We start from the raw sequence: 18,395 nt of genomic DNA, 5'->3' as shown, positions 1-18,395 counted from the left end.
CTGCAATAATGACTATGGTTTTCGCACTGTAGTTATTGTTATGTCTGAATTTACCGCCATGGGGATCTTTTGACCGGCCGCTTCTATATTGCCTTTCATCTTTTGTTGTATGAAAGATTTTAGTGGCATGCCTGTGTCTATATCAACCTCCGTACTCCCCGAAAATGCGCCTTCGATGGCAAAGCCAACTTCTATCCCGTTAGTGGTTATAGAAGAACTGCTATCGGTTGCCAGTTGGCCTGTAAAGTCTATAAACGCCTTTTTGCCTTCTACTTTAACCAATGTGTAAGTGGCCGAGCCTGCTATTATATAGGGCTGTTTCAGGCTCATGTCTGTTGTCCATGAATCGCCCGTTTTGACGGGGGATTTAGGATAAAAGCCAAAAGACTGCTCAATCATATTCTTTAAGGCTTCTTCACCTACCACACCTTTCATAGCCTCCTTTTGTTGTGCAACTCCTTCAATTTTATCAAGCATTTCCTGAGCACCTTCAATCTTCAATACCTTGCCATACGCATCCATTACAAGAGACAGACTTTGACCTTTCAATGCTCTGAAAGCGGCACTCACCTCATTGGAAGTGTCGGCGTCATCACTGCTCATTTTTACCTGCTGCCCCATAATCTGCATGTCCATATTCAATTGGTCATACACAAGGGTCAGCTTTTTATTATTGCCTTCTGTAGAGATGCGATAGGTGCTGTTAAGGGTGTAATCCATATTCATATCCATATTCATATCCATTATATTTTGGATCATTTTGGTTTGACTAACCAATGCCACTCCATACTGGCTTCCGTTAGGCGGATTAAACTTTAACGTGTATGCTTTTTGCGCCTGCACAATACTAGCCAGGATAAGGCATGCCAACATACACAACAAAAGACGTTTTTTCATGGGCGATCTATTTTAATGAACTGATCAGTTTGTTGTTTAAAGTTACATAATCCTGGTTGTTGGCTGCATTGGCTAATTCCTTCGATTTTAATGCCGCTTCTTTTGCCTGTGCTTTTTTACCAAGCTTGGCTAAAGTACGCGCCTGCTGATAACGGATCCAGAAAGCGTTTGGTTGTGCTTCCACAGCCTTGGCGAACCATGTTTCTGCCTGTTTCAGATCTTTGCCGCTTTCGAGGTAATAAAAAGCAGACTGAAAATAAGCTGGTTTATCTGATTTCATGGACTCTTCAATGGAAGCCATGATTGTTGCATCTACATTGGTTTTGATGGGCAGGCTAATCGTTGATTTGTCCCAGCTGATGACCAGTTCGCAGCTTTCAGGCTGGATATTGTCAAACTGGATTGTGAAATTTTCAACGTTTGTATTTAATGGTTTTACTTTAGCGGTTACTCTTACTACATCCTGGTCTTGTTTATAAGCTGAAGGACTCGTAACGTCAGTTTGCTTTGTTATAATGAGCGTCCAGCTGGTAGCCCCCGGAATGCTTAACAGTCCGTATTTGCCTGCAGGAATTTCTTTGCCCCCGATAATTACATTGTCACCAAAAGTGAGGGTAGTGGCTCCATTGGCGCCGGTACGCCAAACTGCGTTATAAGGAACCAGGTCGCCAAATATCTTCCTGCCTTTTTTTACAGGGCGGCTGTAAGAAAGTTCTACATTGGATAATCCAAACTCCTGTTTAACGGTTTGTGCCGGACTGGGCGCGGGCATTTTTATCTGTGCATTGGCATACGATAACGCGCATAAGAACGCGACTGACAGTACAATTTTCTTCATGTGTGGTTTGTTTTTTATTTTGACTCGATAAAAGTAGCGAATATCAATGAGCTACATGCTACAGTACAACATACAATGCACTGAAAGGTTAGCATGATCGAAAATAATTAGCGGAAAGAAGGATGGAATTGTTCCAGTGTTTTGCGTAGAAATTCTTTGTCAAGATGTGTGTAGATCTCTGTAGTGGTGATGCTTTCATGCCCCAGCATTTCCTGAACAGCCCGCAGGTTGGCCCCGCCTTCTATTAAATGAGTTGCAAACGAATGACGGAATGTATGCGGGGAAACCGTTTTCTTGATACCTGCTTTTTGAACCAGGTCTTTAATGATCAGGAAGATCATCACACGGGTGAGCTTTTGTCCGCGTTTGTTTAAAAAAAGAATGTCCTCGTTGCCGGCCTTAACCGCGATATGGTTGCGGATGTTTTGCCGGTAAATATTAATATACTTAGTGGCAGCGTCACCAATCGGTACCAATCGCTCCTTATCACCTTTGCCGGTTACACGAATATAGCCTACATCCAGGTATAGCTGCGATATGCGCAGGTTAACCACTTCGCTTACGCGCAGACCACAACTGTAAAGAGTTTCCAGTATGGCTTTATTGCGGCCACCTTCGGGTTTACTCAGGTCTATTTGTGCAATAATACCCTCGATCTCGGAGAAGCTTAGCACATCGGGCAAGGTCCGCCGGGTTTTAGGCGCTTCCAATAAAAGGGTAGGGTCTTCGGTTACTATATCTTCTACAATACAATACTTGTAAAAAGCACGGATGCCTGAAATAATACGTGCCTGGGAAGTGGCTGTCATTTCCAGTTCGCCAATCCACTGTATAAAAAACTGCAAATCCTGCAGCGTGATAGCTGCAGGATTTTTTTGTATATTTTTTATTTCGAGAAATTGTATCAGTTTCTCCAGGTCCCGCAAATATGCTTCCGTAGAATTATCCGAAAGCGATTTTTCTAACTGCAGATAAACTTTAAATCCTCTTTTATAGGAGTTCCACATTTACTTAAAAGTAAGTGGATTGTTATGGATCACTTCTTTCTTATCAACGTTGAGTTTAGCATAAATATTGGCTTTAGTAATATTTACCGAATCAATCAGGCCATGTATATTGTTGTAATCAATATCTGTTACACCCTGGTCAGTTAACAACTGTTTTGCAGTTTGACCGGTATTGATGTCTACAACATAAATAAACGTATTGTCGTAATAAGCCACCAGGCCATTTTCTATTTTAAACTTCGGATCAAAATTGTTGATCGCGCTGGTATACTTGTCGGTACTACCTCCTGCTTTTTCAAAAGGAAGCTTGATCAAAAATCCACGTCCGGTAGCACAATCGTTAAATTTAAGCCAGGCATATTTCCCTTCAACAATATCGCAGCTAATGAACTGTTTAGACGGTTTAACGGCGTTCGGTATAAATTCGCTGAAAATAATGTCTTTAATCAAACCCATGCCGCCTTTTTCCCAATGGATGGAATCAATCTGGCAATCTTTAAAGTTTATGCGTACAAAAGGCTTACCGGCAACTGCTGATTCAAATTTCAAAGGCTCGGTAAGGCAGGTAGTATCAGAGCAGAAAGGTGTTGAAGCTACTTCTTTTCCACCATCTTTACAGCTGATCAGGGCCATGGTGGCGGCAATGCAGGCAATGCTTAAAAATTTCATGTTTTTTCGTTTATTATTTGAGTGGGTTTCAAAGGAAACAAACCTACACAAAATTTCATTCAAACACAACACAATAGATCGTTTTCTCAATACTCATAAGATTTAAAGAAACACATCCTCCAACAGGAAATACGCCGGAGGAGCGTCTTTTTGAAAGGTGATAGATAAGATATCGTATTGGATCCATCGATGACCCGGGTTTAAAAATAGATATTCGTCCGCTGCATTTTTAAGAAACCTGAATTTCTTTTTGGTTACACTGTCTTCGGGGTGGCCGTAAAGTGCAGAGCTGCGCGTTTTTACCTCTATGAAATGCAGCTTTTTACCTTTGTTGGCAATGATATCAATTTCATAATGAGAATGACGCCAGTTTTTACAAACAATCGTGTAACCTTTGCTTTCAAGAAAAGCAGCAGCGAGGAATTCTCCGTTTTTGCCGATGTCGTTATGAATAGCCATGCTTATCTTTACCTGAATTTACTACAATATTTCTATGCAACAATTAGCGTCTTTAACCGGAAGTATTAAACATTACGATTGGGGTGGCACTTCTTACATTCCATCCTTATTGCAGATTGAAAATCCAAACCTGGAACCATTTGCTGAGTATTGGCTGGGCGTGCATCCGCAGGCAGATTGTAAAATAACCCTTGCGAATGGAACGCAGGTACTGTTAAGAGATTATATTGAAAAAGATCTGGCCGCTGCATTAGGTTCAACAGTATTAAAGCGTTTTGGGAATCTGCCCTATCTTTTAAAAGTATTGGACGTAAAAGACATGTTGTCGATACAGGTACATCCCTCCAAAGAACAGGCCGCCATTGATTTTGAAAAAGAAAATGAAGCAGGAGTGCCGTTAACGGCGCCTGACAGAAATTATAAGGACGCGAATCATAAGCCGGAGTTAATGGTGGCTATGAGTGAGTTTTACCTGTTGCACGGATTTAAGCCGGAGGAGGAACTTTTGGCTGTATTGGACAAAGTAAAAGAATTGAAAAAGTTCAAAGCTGTGTTTAAAAAGAAAGGTTACGCCGGGTTGTATAAATTGTCGATGGAAATGCCGCAGGACGAAGTGAATGCTTTGTTGCAACCATTGTTGGCGCGCATCATCCCATTATATCAAAGCGGCCGGCTTGAAAAAACAAATGAGGACTTTTGGGCTGCAAGGGCTGCTTTAACATTCGGGAGACCCGGCGTTATTGATCGCGGCATTTTCTCGGTATACTTTTTCAATTTAGTACACTTAACAACCGGCCAGGCTATATTCCAGGATGCAGGCGTGCCGCATGCTTATCTTGAAGGGCAGAATGTGGAAATTATGGCCAGCAGCGATAATGTATTGCGCGGCGGGCTTACTACAAAACATATCGATACCGTGGAGTTGTTAAAACACACCCGTTGTGAAGCAACCCATCCTAAAATATTAAAACCGGCTAAAGGCAAATTGGTTCAATCTTACAAAGCGCCTGTTAAAGATTTTACCCTGAGTTCTTACCAGCTGAAGAAAGGTGAAACCATTGCAATTGATATTGCTACTGCCGAGATATTTTTGTTAATGCAGGGAAAAGTTGCCCTGCAATCAAAGAAAATTAAAGTGGCATTAGCGCAACCCAATATAACAGCAGCTGCTTTTGCCGGAGCAACGGTAACTGTTAAGGCCCTGGAAGACTCCTGGTTGTTTAAGGCAGCAGCTCGTTAAGTTATTCTTTTTTTACGGTTATGGTTTTTACAGATTTATCCACCTGAGGTTCGTTTCGCATGGAAACAAGTTCTCCGTTTTTGAAATCCAGGATATAGTCATAATAAGATGTAGTACCCTTCGGTTCAAAGTGTACATAATACAATGTTTCATATAAAACATTATTTTCTGTTTTATTAAAACTCTCCCGGTCTGGTTTCCCAAATTTTGATATTACCTGCGCTTTGGTCATTCCGGGTTGAATGTTGTCTGAAGTAAAACTGATGCTCCTTAGACCCGCACAGGATGTGAAGACGAACATCGCAAGAATAAAGTATAAATACAAAGGTTTTAGCATAAACTGTTTTTAAGTAGCGTTCTGTTGTTAGAAGTTAGAAAGAAAGATGCTGGACATCTCTCATTGGTTGCTTAAGCATAGTTTTGCTTTTTAATAATTGAATCTCTATGACAAAAAAAGAACGTTACCAGTTTGTGGTTGATTACTTTTCGGTTCATATGCCAGAGCCGGAAACCGAATTAGTTTATGACAATCCTTACCAGTTGCTGGTAGCAGTTATTTTATCAGCGCAATGCACTGACAAGCGAGTAAATCTTACTACTCCTTTTATATTTGAAAAATATCCTGACATTCATAGTTTGAGCAAGGCTACTGCCGAAGACGTATTCCCGTTGATAAGAAGTATTTCTTATCCTAACAATAAGAGTAAGCATTTGGTAGGAATGGCGCAAAAAGTGGAAAGTGATTTTAATGGTGCAATACCCATGACCGTTGATGAACTTGTTACATTGCCGGGAGTAGGACGTAAGACAGCCAATGTGATTACCTCAGTTGTAGAGAAACAGCCTAATATGGCAGTTGATACCCACGTATTCCGCGTAAGTAAGAGAATTGGCCTGGTATCGCAAAAAGCTTCAACACCGCTGGCCGTAGAAAAAGAGCTGGTTAAAAACATAGATGCCTCACTGATTCATAAAGCCCACCATTGGTTGATCCTGCATGGACGGTATACCTGTATCGCCAGAAATCCAAAATGCCGGGAATGTGGTTTGCAGCAAGCTTGTTTATGGTTTCAGAAAAACCAGTTTGCATTGAATTAACACTATAACTTCAGTTTTTCGATCGGTGCATTGATTCCTTTTATGGCTTACTTTTTGTTTTTAAGTTAGTTATGAAAGATTTTACTATCGTAAACAGGAGCACTCCATTACTGGCTTTTGCCTTGCACGATGGACATTGGATAGATGAGTCCCTGCGTGGTTATCTTTTGTTAGATGAGCAGGAGCGTGCGCGTGAAGAAGATCCCTATACAGGGTATATGATTGCTGATCTTCCTGTAACTACGGTGGTGGTTCATGCATCGCGCTTCCAGCTTGACCTGAACAGGATAAAGGAAAAATCGGTTTACGCAAAGCCGGAAGATGCCTGGGGCCTGAAGGTCTGGGATGGACTTCCACACACAGCTATTAAAGCATTGCATACACGTTATGATGAATTCTATGCCAATGTCCGGCTTTTAGTGGAAGAGACCATAAAGGAGCATGGCTACTTTTGTATACTAGATGTTCATTCCTATAATCATCGTCGGGAAAGTCCTTTTAAAGAAGCCGATAAAGAAACCCACCCGGAAATCAACCTGGGGACCTTTTATAATAAAGCGAGATGGTTGGGCCTATGCGATAGCTATAATAGTTTTTTATCTGAAACTTCCGTTTTAGGCCATCAGCCAGATGTTCGCCAGAATATTATTTTTAAAGGAGGGGCTTTTGCTCAATGGGTAACAGGAAATTTTGGGGAAGATGGTGCCGTGCTGTCAATCGAATTTAAAAAAACTTTTATGGACGAATGGACCGGCATAGCTGATGTACCAAATGTGAATAATTTAAGGCAACTGTTACAGTCATCGGTAAGCTTTTTGCAAAAGGAAACAGAAAAAAGAACCAGGAGTCAACAATGACGGAAGCTAATCAAAAAATACTGAACCGCCTTCAGGATAAGCTCAAAAAATCGGAGCCTATCCATATTAGTTTGCCTGGTAATGGCCTTCTCAAAATTGAAAAACCTGTCCCCTTTCTTCTTGTGTACCGGTTAGGAGAGGGGAAAGATTATTTTCCCAATCGATTGGGTAAAGCGGAGTCTGCCTATTTAATTGCAGAAGACAGGGCCGATGGTCTCATGCGAAAAATTATTGAGACAGTCAGCACTTTACTGGCCGATAAGTTTAACGGCTTTTTAATTTTGGAGACCTGGCTTTCACCCAAAGTATATCAATCTCCTTTCACTATTCACATCAGTCAGAAAAGAGCGATAGACACGGCCCGCAAACTAGATACTGAGCTCAATAAAATACCTATACCTTCCTGGGGTAAAACCTCTGTTATAAAAAAACAACAGGAGCCTGCTACTCCGGAGGCAATGCAACCCTTGTTGAAAAAAGAATACATTGAGAAGCATGGAATTACTTTTATCGGGCTGGAAATAGCACCGGTTTATGTAAATGAAGCAACCGGCAAGCCATACCCTTTGTTTTTACGCGAATTGAGAGCTAATTACAGCAAGGCACTACGCAAGAGCTTTTTTGAGTTTATACGTTTGCAGACCTCGTTTATTGCCTCTCATTTTCAAATGTTGGGTACTACCATCATCGATGATAAAGCCCGTGAAATAGACCGGGAGCTCGCAGCCTATACTAAGCTGTTCGATTTCCTGATGTTGGTGACGCCTATTAATGCAGATGCGGCCTGGACCGATTTTGAGAAATCTAATTATGCCAAGGACCCCGTATTTCATTACCGGCCGATGCCCGTAGATCCGGAGCTGATCAAAAGAAAAATATACAATCTGCCAATTGAGGAAATAACCGATCCTACCATCGCTTTTTTATTTAGGGATAAAAGGAAAGAAATAGACCGCATGCTGAATATGATGCAGGAAAGAGAGAAACACGATTTTCTGTTGAGCAGCTTACAGCTATTCGGTCCGGTTAGTGAGCAACTGCTGGATGTGGCTAAAGCATTGCTGGTAGCTGTAGATGCAGGAAATGAAGCGGCCAGTGATGCTAAGAGACTAACCGCAGCGGAGTTTGCTTTGATGGCCCAAAAAGAATTGAAATGGCTTAGGGCCCAGGATAGCAGCATATCCTCCAATGTTCGTATTGCCGATGATATAGAAGGAATATTAGTTTCGAAAGGTGTATTGAATATTAATTCAGGGTTTGGCGTTTCGAAAAAAAGAGCACAACCGCTTCTGCAACACGAAATTGGCACACATGTGGTAACGTATTATAACGGTAAGGCGCAGCCACTGGAGCTGTTTTCAATCGGGGTGCCGGGATATGAAGAATTGCAGGAGGGGTTAGCAGTATTGGCAGAATACATGACGGGAGGATTAACGGCAAGTCGCATGCGTACCCTGGCGGCGCGGGTAGTGGCTGTACAGGAAATGATCAGTGGTAAGTCCTTTGTAGAAACTTTTAATTTGCTGTCTGATAAGTATGCATTTACTCCACATTCCGCATTTAATATTTGTATGCGGGTGTATCGTGGGGGCGGACTTACGAAAGACGCCGTTTACTTAAAAGGATTTCTGAATATAATAGACTATATCAGGAAAGGAAAGGACCTGAAGCACTTACTGATTGGAAAGATACGCGAGGATTATTTGCCCGTGGTACAGGAGTTGATTCACCGGAATATTCTTTTGGAAGCGCCTATAACACCCCGGTTCCTGCAGGGAGATTTTTTGGTAAAACTTGAAGCAATCAAGAAGGACGGGAATATTTTCAAAATGATTCAACAATAAAAAACGATATATGCGTATAGGTTTTGTTATTAATGATTACGACCGTGAAGAACCCTATTTTACAACCACCCGTCTGGCGCTGCAGGCGTTGCAAATGGGCCACGACGTTTATTATATAGCGGTTCAGGATTTTAGCTACACAGCATCCGGACAAATGGGGGCGCATGCTAAAAAAGCGCCGGCCAAAAAGTTTCGCAGCCCGCAGATTTTCATGGAAGCCGTTTTTGAGGTTGATAAAAAACTGATCGAATCGAAAGACCTGGATGTGTTCATGCTACGCAATGATCCTTCTGCCGACCTGGATGACAGGCCCTGGGCGCAGTATTCAGGAATTGTATTTGGGCAGCTGGCGAAGAAAAACGGTGTATTGGTTTTAAATAACCCGGACACGCTGGCCAAGGCTACCAATAAAATGTATTTTCAATACTTCCCGGAGATCATACGACCGGAAACTATTATTACCCGGAGTATTGCAGAAATAAAAAGCTTTTACGCAGCCCATAAAAAGAATATTGTATTGAAGCCTTTGCAGGGGTCTGGGGGTAAGAATGTATTCCTGGTGAATGAACAAAATCAGAATTTAAACCAGATTGTGGACGCCATAGGTCGTGATGGTTATATTGTTGCCCAGGAGTATTTGCCGAAGGCCAGTAAAGGCGATATCAGGTTGTTCCTTTTAAACGGAAAGCCGATAGTAATTGACGGGAAAGTAGCTGCCATCCATCGCACCCAGGCTGGTGGAGATATTCGCAGTAATATACACCAGGGGGGCTCGGTATCTCAGGCTAAAATAACCCGTAAGATCTTTGATATTGTGGACGCGGTAACCCATAAGTTAGTAAAAGACGGGATGTTTCTTGTGGGCCTTGATATTGTGGGCGATAAAGTTATGGAGGTAAATGTGTTTAGTCCCGGAGGTATGGGGCATGCCTGTCGCCTGAACGATGTTAACTATTTTGAGGAAGTTATTAAAGCTATTGAACAGGAGCTGGATTAAGATACATCTGGTACCACTTCGAGTTTTGCCAGTTTAAATTTAGAGATGTTTTCCTGCTTTTTAGCCTTACAGGTAAGGAGGTGGGGGTAGTCGATCTTAACTCTTTCCAGGTCCATAACATAATGACCATTATTACTGGTAGTTACATCTACTTCGTAATGATCTCCTTCATGCTTCAATAAATGCGTATGAATTTCAAAGTCTATATCATAGTTCTGCAGGTGTTCGCGTAAATGACACTCAATAGCCTGCTCATAAAACGACCTGCGCGATGAGCCCCTGAATTTATTTTTGTAGATTTTCCGTAAAAGGGTTCTCACCATAATATGGCCTACGTCTTCTACAGCCACATGTCCATAATAAATACCAAAAGGCATTGCGATAACATTGGCAGCAAAACGATCGCCACCTACGTGGGTGCATTCCCAAACGTTTACGTCGGCATTAAAAGATTCAAAAAACTTAAATACAGGGAAACCAAATTTAGCACAGCATTTATCTTTTTTGCCATTGGTGCAGATCACGAAAAAAGGATCAGTTTGCCATTGGGTATCGACCGATGTAATATGATCTGATAATTTGATAGAGCTGATCTTATCAACAGTTGTTTGGATGGTAAAATACCGTCCGGCCTTACAGTCAACAAACGATACTTTGCAATCTTTAAAATTGCTCTTTTTATTACGGATCAGCAGTACTTTCCCTTTTAAATTTTTGGCCAGTTGTTGAATGTCCCGCAACCAATCTTTGTCAAAGTGGGCCTCGATTATCTTTTCGGGAAACGGATTCGCATGCTCAATTAATATGAATGCTCCGGCATTGGCCGCAGTGCCGGCCAGTTGTTCTTTAAAATACCTCGACGCGGCACTGCAGAAAAACACCTCTTTTTTAATTTCGTTGTCCAAATAATAATGCTTTACAATTCGTCAATATAAACAACACCCTCCCTGATTAGTTGAGTGGCCAGGGCTCTTACAGTTTCTGTATCGCCAGGCAGGTCCTTCAAAGTAAATTTCTTTTGATTGAAAATATAATCCACTGCGGGTTTCATCACTTCAGGGAATTGGATGGCTTTACCCAGCAAATGTAGCTCATACCCAGATTCTTTTTTCACCAGCTGGTAAATTACACCCTCATTCAATGCTAATGTAGTATCAGCCGATAGCTTACTGATATTCCTGATACTTTCAAAATAGTTATGAACGGGCTGTGGTTGTGCCGATTGATAACTCTTATTAAGGCGCTCAATGCCTTTATCAAAATTAAGCGCCGATAATTTCTGACGCAGGTTTTCTGTTTTTTCCTTTATGAGCTCGGTCAGGTCACCTTTCCAGAAAGGAACAGCTTCCCTGAACTCTTTAAACTCTTCCAATTGCGGGAATATTTCGTTAAAATACCTCGCCCAGGTAAATGAAAGAACGCCAATGGTAATGTGAGACGAAATGCCGTCATCTGCCATAGCATCATGTACATAGCCCCGGGGCACATATAAAAAATCACCCGGTCTGAGCTGTATCGTTTGGATCGGTTCCTTCTTATAATCTTTACTTACAAAAGACTGGTTCTTGGTAGGGAGCTCTTTTTCAAATCCGTATAAATGCCAGGTTTTTGTACCCGATATCTGCAATACAAAAACGTCATGCGTGTCCCAGTGGGGGTTAAAGCCCTGCGATTTATTGGGCGTAATATATAAATTAGCCTGTACAGGAGAATTGAATTTCTGTGAAAGTTCCAGGCTGCAGTGTGACAGATTGTTGAAATAACGTTGTCCGGCCTGTATAACAAACGTTGCGCCATTATTGAAAAGAGAAAATGCTTTGTCCGTATTGATAATACCATCTTTACGATGATGACCGATTGGCGTACTTTTTAATGTATACTCATTATTGGGAATTTCTTTTCCATTTTTTACTATACGAACCGATGGATAGAAAATGTCCTGACGCTCCAGGTAATCTGATATTTCCCGGGGCGTTAAAATGTCCTGGTAATATTGCTCGTCGTTTCTTTGAATATGTAAGATGTCTTTTTCATGATAGGTATCGAAGAAATCATCTACGCTATAAGGGGCTAAAATCTTATCGAAAAAATAGTTCATCATATTTAATTAGGGATACGCCCTATGAAATAGTACAATCGGGCAAAAAAAGCCGCAGAAAATATACATTCACTGCGGCTTGAAAAATGTTTGCTTTTTAAAGCTGGAAAATTAGGCTTCAGTTGTTCCTTCAGCAGCACCACCATCTCCGTCAGCTCCGCCATCACCGTCAGCTCCGCCGTCTCCGTCAGCACCACCATCTCCATCGGCACCATCGCCACCGTCAGCACCCCCATCTCCGTCGCCGTCTCCATCGCCATCATAAGCGCCTTCGGTGCCGGTTGTTTCATCTAATCTTGTTACCAATAAATCTTCCTGATTCAGTTCAATATTTGTTGTTTCCATAAAACGATTTTGAGGTTTGATAAATAATGTTTGCTAAACTAAAGTAGCGAATCTTTTTGATTATCTGAACAATCGTATGCGCAATTTTTTCTTTATAAAATGATTAACAGATTTTGATAAACAATTACCTTTCTGCTCAAAATTTTCAAGATGCGCTATTTATTTGCAGCCCTGTTATTTATTTGCCATACGGCCATCGGGCAAAGCCTGAAATATATAAACGGTAATAATACATGGAATGCTGATTCTTTAGGAAATCACCGGTTTATTGTAAAATTATCACGGGAACAATTCCTGAAAAACGGGCGGGTAGCGCATGTGACTATTCCCTGGCGAAGGCATGACGATGATGTTGCTCAAAAGCGGGTTATTATGGTATCCGAGAATGGCACTCAGCCTATTGATAATATAAAAATAGTTATAGCAGATAATGAACGGGCCAGCATACTATTTGAACCTGTAACAGGCGCGGGGAATTACTTTGTTTACTACATGCCCTACAGGAATGAGGGACGTTCTAATTACCCCAAAGGGGTTTATTTAAAACAGGCGGAGACCACAAGTGCTGATTGGTTGAAGCAAACGCTTTTAAAAAAAGCGTTCGGAGAAGCGGCAGCTACAGCTTATGAATCTGTTAATGCTTTCAATACGTTTTACCCAATGGGTATGATAGCTACCGGCAAGGAAACAAAACAATTGATAAATGCATCGGCCAATAAAAAATTTATTGTGTTTCCTGAGGACAGAATGCACCCTGTTCAAATGAGGGACTATCTCCCTTATCGCTGGGTGCAGAAGGGAATACGTTCGGACTTTAAAGATACAGCGGCCCGGGGCGAATATTTTACTTACCAGTTAGGCGTTCATGCACTAAACGATCTGGAGAATGTTCATGTTGAATTTTCTGATCTTACATCAAAAAATAAACAGGTTATCCCTTCTAAATACATTTCCTGTATCAATACCAACGGTACCGATTATAAAGGCAATGTATTGCTGAAACAGGTAGATGTTCCGGCGGGTACTATACAGTCTATGTGGTGTGCTATTGATGTGCCATTGCAGACAGTGCCTGGTGTGTATACCGGTAAGGCAACAGTAAAAACTAATCAAAGCGGGAGCCAGGTTATTCAATTAACCCTTGTCGTTAGTAATAAAGTGGTAAAAGACGCTGCAGCCGATCCTGAAAAGCAAACAAGGCTTAAATGGTTGAATTCAACCCTGGCACAGGAAAATACGGTAATAGCTCCCTACACACCGTTGCAGGTTACCGATACCACCATATCTTTTTTGGGTAGAAAGGTACAGGTTAATAAAGATGGCTTTCCTGCACAAATACAAACTTTTTTTAAGCCGGAAATGACTTCCATCGGAACTGTAGCTAATAATATCCTGGCGGAGCCCATCCATTTTCATCATATTGAAAGTAACGGGAAAGCCATACAGTGGAAAAATGAAGGGGTGCGGTTTTTACAAAAGGATGCAGGTACTGTAAAATGGGAGGCTGTGAATACCTCGCAAAAATTACGTATGCAGGTGAATGCTGCCCTTGAGTTTGATGGCTTCCTGCCTTATACCGTTCAATTGGTAGCACTCGAAGATCTTTCTTTTAAAGATATTACCTTTCACATTCCTGTTAACCCAGCCATGGCCGACTACTTTATGGGTTTGGGTAACAAGGGTGGGCAAAGACCTGATTCTATTTTATGGAAATGGGATGTAGCGCATAAAAACCAGGATGGTGGCTGGATTGGTAATGTTAATGCCGGCCTGCAATTTTCGCTAAGAGACGAGCATTATGTACGCCCTCTGAATACCAATTTCTATTTACAAAAGCCACTGTTACTGCCACAGTCCTGGGGAAATGCTACCCATGGCGGAATCGATGTTTTTAGAAAGGGAAGCTCAGTGCTGGTTAATGCCTATAACGGCGCCCGTAGTATGAAAGCCGGCGATACGCTTTACTATAATTTTAATTTGCTGATCACTCCTTTTCATGCGATTAATACCGATTTTCAGTGGAAGAACCGTTTTTATCATAAGTATGAAGAACTGAATAGCATCAAAAGTAAAGGCGCATCCCTGGTAAATATTCATCATGCCAACGCCATTAATCCTTACATCAATTATCCATTTATAGAATGGAAAAAGATGAAAGCTTATATAGACAGTGCTCATGCGCTTGGTTTAAAAGTAAAAATATATAATACGGTACGCGAGCTTTCTAATAAGGCTTATGAAACCTTTGCCTTGCGTAGCCTGGGACATGAAATCTATTCTCCGGGGCCGGGCGGCGGATTTAGCTGGTTGCAGGAGCAGGTGGGCAAGGATTACATTGCCGCCTGGTTTGTGCCTGAAATCAAGGATGCTGCCATCGTAAACAGTGGTATGAGTCGCTGGCACAACTATTATGTGGAAGGAATGAACTGGCTGGTGAAGAATGTTGGAATAGATGGTATTTACCTGGATGATGTGGCATTTGACCGCATTACTATGAAGCGTATTAAAAGAATATTAACGCAGCATGGAGCGCCGGGTATTATTGATCTGCATTCAGCTAATCAGTTCAATAAAAGTGATGGGTTTAATAATAGTGCCAACTTGTATATGGAGCATTTTCCCTATCTCAACAGGCTCTGGTTTGGAGAATATTTTGATTATGAAAAAAATGACCCTGCATTTTTCCTGACTGAAGTAAGCGGAATTCCCTTTGGCCTGATGGGCGAGATGCTGCAGGACGGCGGCAACGCCTGGAGGGGCATGGTATATGGTATGACCAATCGTATCCCCTGGAGCGATAATGCCGATCCACGGCCTATCTGGAAAATTTGGGATGATTTTGGAATGGAAGGCACCGAAATGATCGGCTACTGGGTGGCAGGCTGTCCTGTAAAAACCAACCATCAGCAGGTATTAGCCACTGTATACAAAAAGAACGGCGCGGCACTGGTATCCCTGGCAAGCTGGGCAAACAGTGATGAGAAAGTTAAGTTAGAAATTGACTGGAGAAAGCTGGGCATCGATCCTGCTAAAGCGACCATCACTGCCCCTGCAATCAATAATTTTCAGGAGGCTAAAACTTTCAGACCGGATGATTTAATACCGGTTGAAAAGAATAAAGGATGGATACTTATTATCAAATAAATCAAATAGTTTATCTTTCGGGATCTCTTGATGCTTTGCGTAGGCTAAAATAAATCTTGTAGTAAGCTATATGAATCGGGGAAGGCAGGCTCAGGGTAGGCTCATTCTAAAACCGAATATTTTTTAAGTATAAAATATCCATATGAATAGAAAAGTTTTTCTAAGAAACGCTTCGGCAATAGTTGCCGGTAGCGCTGTACTGCCTGCATGGGGCAAAGAGCTCATCTCCGCGAAAAAGTCTTTTTTTGAAATATCCCTCGCTCAATGGTCTTTGCATAAAAAGCTTTTTGCGAAGGAAATAGACAATCTGGATTTCCCCGCGATTACAAAAAAGGAATTTGGAATAAATGTGGTTGAATACGTAAATGTCTTTTTTAAAGACAAGGCAGAAAATACAGAATACCTGAATGAATTGCTGAAACGTTGTAAAGATAACGGGGTGAAAAATCACTTGATTATGTGCGATGGAGAAGGAGACCTGGGAAATGCTGATGCTAACGCAAGAGCAAAAGCAGTAGAGAATCATTATAAATGGGTGAATGCTGCAAAGTACCTGGGATGCGCTACAATAAGAGTTAACGCCGCCGGCAGAGGTACGGCTGCAGAAGTGTCGGATGCAGCCGCAGAAGGATTAGCGAAGCTGGGTGATTACGCTGCTAAAGAAAAAATAAATGTGATAGTGGAAAATCATGGCGGATATTCGTCTGACGGAAGCTGGTTAAGCGGTGTTATGAAAAAAGTAAACAAGTCTAATGTAGGCACTTTGCCCGATTTTGGCAATTTCTGTATCAGGCGCGATGGAAATAAGTGTGCGGAAGAATATGACCGGTATAAGGGCACAAAAGAGCTGATGCCTTTTGCCAAAGGTGTTAGCGCTAAGAGCTATAATTTTGATGAAAAGGGCAACTGCATAGAAACCGACTACAATAAGATCCTTAAGATCGTGAAAGACTCGGGTTTTAAAGGCTATGTAGGGATAGAATATGAAGGGAGTGCTTTGTCGGAGAGCGAAGGTATACTTAAAACAAAAGCCTTATTAGAGCGCGTACAAAAAGCTTTGTAAATCAGAATGCGAATACTAAACCGGTCGTGTATATAGTATTCGCATTTTTTTATATTTTTTTGAAAGAACTACTACCAGTTATTACCCTGATCTTCATTAATCCTTTCAGAAACATCTATGGGGCCACGGGTTCGCCAATTGGGGTCATATTTCACAAACCAGGAAAGCCACAGACTGCGTGAAAAGCGCATGAGCCAGGGTTGCAAAACCACCAGGAGTATAGCGTTAAAAATGATCCAGTAGACAAAGCGGTTGTCTTGTAACGAAAATCCAATCAATACCCACCACGCAACCGCACTGGCAACGCTAAGGGCAACAGCAAGCATATAACTAACATAGCTGGTGCCGTAAAAAAAGCCTACTTCAATTTCTGTTGGCTGTCCGCAAACAGGGCAGTTCTTATTCATCTTCATAAAACCGCTCAGTTTTAAGGTGAGTGGTTTTTCAAATAATTTCCCCTCGCGGCAGCGGGGGCAGTAACACCCCAGCACAGTGCCTAAGTAACCTCTGCTGGCTTTCTTATTATTTTCCATAACGAGTTTATTGAGTTATTGCCGCTAGTATTTTTTCCATCTGGGAGCTCCTGCTTCCTTTTATCAGTATATAGGCATTTTCAAAATGCTGCTGTTGGGCCCACCTGGCGGCATCGGCAGAATTGTCAAAGTAAACAAAGTCTTCGCTGTACGGAAGGAAAGGTTTGCCCACCAGCACTACCTGGTACCAGATGTTTTTTTTAACCTGGTTAATAAGCGTTTCGTGTTCAATGGCAGTTTCGTTACCCATTTCTGCCATAGCGCCGATCATTAATACTTTTTTATCGGCCTGAATACCGGCCAGGTTTTCAACGGCCAGCTTCATGCTGCTGGGGTTGGCATTATAAGCATCTAATATGATTTTATTACTACCAGCTTCAACCAGCTGCGACCGGCTATTAGAGGGCTTATAATTTTCTATTGCCGCTTTTATCTGATCAGCCGGAACATCAAATTGGTGACCAAGAGCAACAGCGGCCAATACATTAGGTAAATTATAATCACCCACGAGCTGTGTTGCTATATGAGTTGTTGTTCCATCAATTGAAACTTCAACGGCCAGTAATTCACCCTTGCTTTCAGCCTTTCCGGTAATTATGGCATCATGCGTGCCATAGGTTATAATATGAGCAATACCCTTGCTCATATCCTGCAGGTAGTCATAATCCTTCATGATAAAGGCAGTGGCATCCTCCAGGGTGCGGAGATAATCAAATAACTCACCCTTTCCTTTTCTAACACCTTCCAAACTACCAAAACCTTCAAGATGCGCTTTGCCGCAATTGGTGATCAGTCCGTGCGTGGGTTCTGCTACCCGGCAATAGCCTTCGATTTCACGCAGGTGGTTGGCTCCCATTTCTATTACTGCTATTTCAGCATCGTTCTTTACTTTAAGCAAGGTAAGCGGAATACCTATATGGTTATTGAGATTGCCTTCAGTAGTATATACTTTATATTTTGCACTAAGTACTGCATGTATCAGCTCTTTGGTAGTGGTTTTACCATTGCTGCCTGTAATGGCAATAAACGGAATGTTGAATTGGGCACGGTGGTAATTGGCCAATTGTTGCAGAGCCGTCAATACATCCTCCACCAAAATAGTCTTTCCCGGAATTTCAAATTCCTGCTCATCAATAACCGCGTAAGCTGCTCCGGCATTCAGTGCCTGTTGTGCAAACAGGTTACCATTGAAATTAGGGCCTTTTAAAGCAAAGAACATATCGCCTGTCTGCAGTTTCCTGGTGTCTGTTTGTACATTTGGATATTGTAAATAAATCTCGTAAAGTTCCTTTATGTTCATGGTTGC

18 protein-coding genes are annotated in these 18,395 nt (G+C 41.8%); 7 read left to right on the top strand and 11 right to left on the bottom strand.

All coding sequences use genetic code 11. From position 1 onward, the window contains the following. Nucleotides 1–12 precede the first annotated feature (12 nt). The 5 genes from ACLOAU_RS25895 to ACLOAU_RS25875 form a co-directional block, all read right to left on the bottom strand. On the bottom strand, nucleotides 13–897 hold the full coding sequence (locus ACLOAU_RS25895) for a DUF6263 family protein (RefSeq protein ID WP_427864815.1): 885 nt from the start codon (nucleotides 895–897) through the stop codon (nucleotides 13–15). A gap of 7 nt (nucleotides 898–904) precedes the next feature. Then, on the bottom strand, nucleotides 905–1,735 hold the full coding sequence (locus tag ACLOAU_RS25890) for a DUF2911 domain-containing protein (RefSeq protein WP_427864814.1): 831 nt from the start codon (nucleotides 1,733–1,735) through the stop codon (nucleotides 905–907). Nucleotides 1,736–1,842: 107 nt separating this feature from the next. Next, nucleotides 1,843–2,742 carry a site-specific tyrosine recombinase XerD gene (xerD, locus tag ACLOAU_RS25885; protein WP_427864813.1) on the bottom strand — a complete coding sequence of 300 codons (900 nt, stop codon included), beginning with the start codon at nucleotides 2,740–2,742 and terminating at the stop codon, nucleotides 1,843–1,845. Next, nucleotides 2,743–3,411 carry a hypothetical protein gene (locus tag ACLOAU_RS25880; RefSeq protein WP_427864812.1) on the bottom strand — a complete coding sequence of 223 codons (669 nt, stop codon included), beginning with the start codon at nucleotides 3,409–3,411 and terminating at the stop codon, nucleotides 2,743–2,745. Nucleotides 3,412–3,513: 102 nt separating this feature from the next. Then, complete coding sequence (locus ACLOAU_RS25875; protein ID WP_427864811.1) at nucleotides 3,514–3,870, bottom strand: YraN family protein; 357 nt, start codon at nucleotides 3,868–3,870, stop codon at nucleotides 3,514–3,516. Nucleotides 3,871–3,904: 34 nt separating this feature from the next. Here ACLOAU_RS25875 and manA point away from each other — a divergent pair, with 34 nt between their 5' ends. Beyond that, nucleotides 3,905–5,110: a mannose-6-phosphate isomerase, class I gene (manA, locus tag ACLOAU_RS25870; protein WP_427864810.1), complete on the top strand. Its 1,206-nt coding sequence runs from the start codon at nucleotides 3,905–3,907 to the stop codon at nucleotides 5,108–5,110. Nucleotide 5,111: 1 nt separating this feature from the next. On the opposite strand, the gene ACLOAU_RS25865 is transcribed toward manA, so the two are convergent. Beyond that, the gene (locus tag ACLOAU_RS25865) at nucleotides 5,112–5,447 is read right to left on the bottom strand and encodes a hypothetical protein (RefSeq protein ID WP_427864809.1); all 336 of its coding nucleotides are present in this window, start codon (nucleotides 5,445–5,447) and stop codon (nucleotides 5,112–5,114) included. A gap of 107 nt (nucleotides 5,448–5,554) precedes the next feature. Between ACLOAU_RS25865 and nth the strand changes: the two genes are divergently transcribed. The 4 genes from nth (at nucleotide 5,555) to ACLOAU_RS25845 (ending at nucleotide 9,906) form a co-directional block, all read left to right on the top strand. After that, nucleotides 5,555–6,208: an endonuclease III gene (gene nth / locus ACLOAU_RS25860; RefSeq protein WP_427864808.1), complete on the top strand. Its 654-nt coding sequence runs from the start codon at nucleotides 5,555–5,557 to the stop codon at nucleotides 6,206–6,208. 71 nt (nucleotides 6,209–6,279) lie between these two features. After that, a complete protein-coding gene (locus tag ACLOAU_RS25855; protein WP_427864807.1) occupies nucleotides 6,280–7,065 on the top strand; it encodes an N-formylglutamate amidohydrolase in 786 nt (261 codons plus the stop codon). Beyond that, nucleotides 7,062–8,909, top strand: coding sequence for a peptidase MATCAP family protein (locus ACLOAU_RS25850; RefSeq protein WP_427864806.1), 1,848 nt, complete (start codon nucleotides 7,062–7,064; stop codon nucleotides 8,907–8,909). Before ACLOAU_RS25855 ends, ACLOAU_RS25850 begins: the two co-directional genes overlap by 4 nt. A gap of 10 nt (nucleotides 8,910–8,919) precedes the next feature. Beyond that, entirely contained in the window at nucleotides 8,920–9,906 is a 987-nt protein-coding gene (locus tag ACLOAU_RS25845) for an ATP-grasp domain-containing protein (RefSeq protein ID WP_427864805.1), read from the top strand. On the opposite strand, the gene ACLOAU_RS25840 is transcribed toward ACLOAU_RS25845, so the two are convergent. From ACLOAU_RS25840 to ACLOAU_RS25830, 3 genes are all read right to left on the bottom strand, one after another. Next, nucleotides 9,903–10,811, bottom strand: a complete 909-nt coding sequence (locus ACLOAU_RS25840; protein WP_427864804.1) for a ferredoxin family protein — start codon at nucleotides 10,809–10,811, stop codon at nucleotides 9,903–9,905. The genes ACLOAU_RS25845 and ACLOAU_RS25840 overlap by 4 nt on opposite strands. Before the next feature lie 11 nt (nucleotides 10,812–10,822). Continuing rightward, a complete protein-coding gene (locus tag ACLOAU_RS25835; RefSeq protein WP_427864803.1) occupies nucleotides 10,823–12,007 on the bottom strand; it encodes a cupin domain-containing protein in 1,185 nt (394 codons plus the stop codon). 108 nt (nucleotides 12,008–12,115) lie between these two features. Beyond that, the gene (locus ACLOAU_RS25830) at nucleotides 12,116–12,349 is read right to left on the bottom strand and encodes a hypothetical protein (protein ID WP_427864802.1); all 234 of its coding nucleotides are present in this window, start codon (nucleotides 12,347–12,349) and stop codon (nucleotides 12,116–12,118) included. Nucleotides 12,350–12,499: 150 nt separating this feature from the next. Here ACLOAU_RS25830 and ACLOAU_RS25825 point away from each other — a divergent pair, with 150 nt between their 5' ends. Further along, nucleotides 12,500–15,493, top strand: a complete 2,994-nt coding sequence (locus ACLOAU_RS25825) for a glycoside hydrolase domain-containing protein (RefSeq protein WP_427864801.1) — start codon at nucleotides 12,500–12,502, stop codon at nucleotides 15,491–15,493. Nucleotides 15,494–15,635: 142 nt separating this feature from the next. After that, a complete protein-coding gene (locus tag ACLOAU_RS25820) occupies nucleotides 15,636–16,556 on the top strand; it encodes a sugar phosphate isomerase/epimerase family protein (protein WP_427864800.1) in 921 nt (306 codons plus the stop codon). A 71-nt stretch (nucleotides 16,557–16,627) separates the two neighbouring features. Here the strand turns inward: ACLOAU_RS25820 and ACLOAU_RS25815 are convergent, their stop codons facing one another. Both ACLOAU_RS25815 and ACLOAU_RS25810 read right to left on the bottom strand, forming a co-directional pair. Next, the gene (locus ACLOAU_RS25815; protein ID WP_427864799.1) at nucleotides 16,628–17,089 is read right to left on the bottom strand and encodes a DUF983 domain-containing protein; all 462 of its coding nucleotides are present in this window, start codon (nucleotides 17,087–17,089) and stop codon (nucleotides 16,628–16,630) included. Nucleotides 17,090–17,096: 7 nt separating this feature from the next. Next, nucleotides 17,097–18,389 carry a UDP-N-acetylmuramoyl-tripeptide--D-alanyl-D-alanine ligase gene (locus ACLOAU_RS25810; protein ID WP_427864798.1) on the bottom strand — a complete coding sequence of 431 codons (1,293 nt, stop codon included), beginning with the start codon at nucleotides 18,387–18,389 and terminating at the stop codon, nucleotides 17,097–17,099. Nucleotides 18,390–18,395 lie beyond the last annotated feature (6 nt).

The organism is Paraniabella aurantiaca, from assembly GCF_050309965.1.
Lineage (GTDB): Bacteria > Bacteroidota > Bacteroidia > Chitinophagales > Chitinophagaceae > Niabella.
This window is presented reverse-complemented; position numbering and strand designations above follow the sequence as displayed.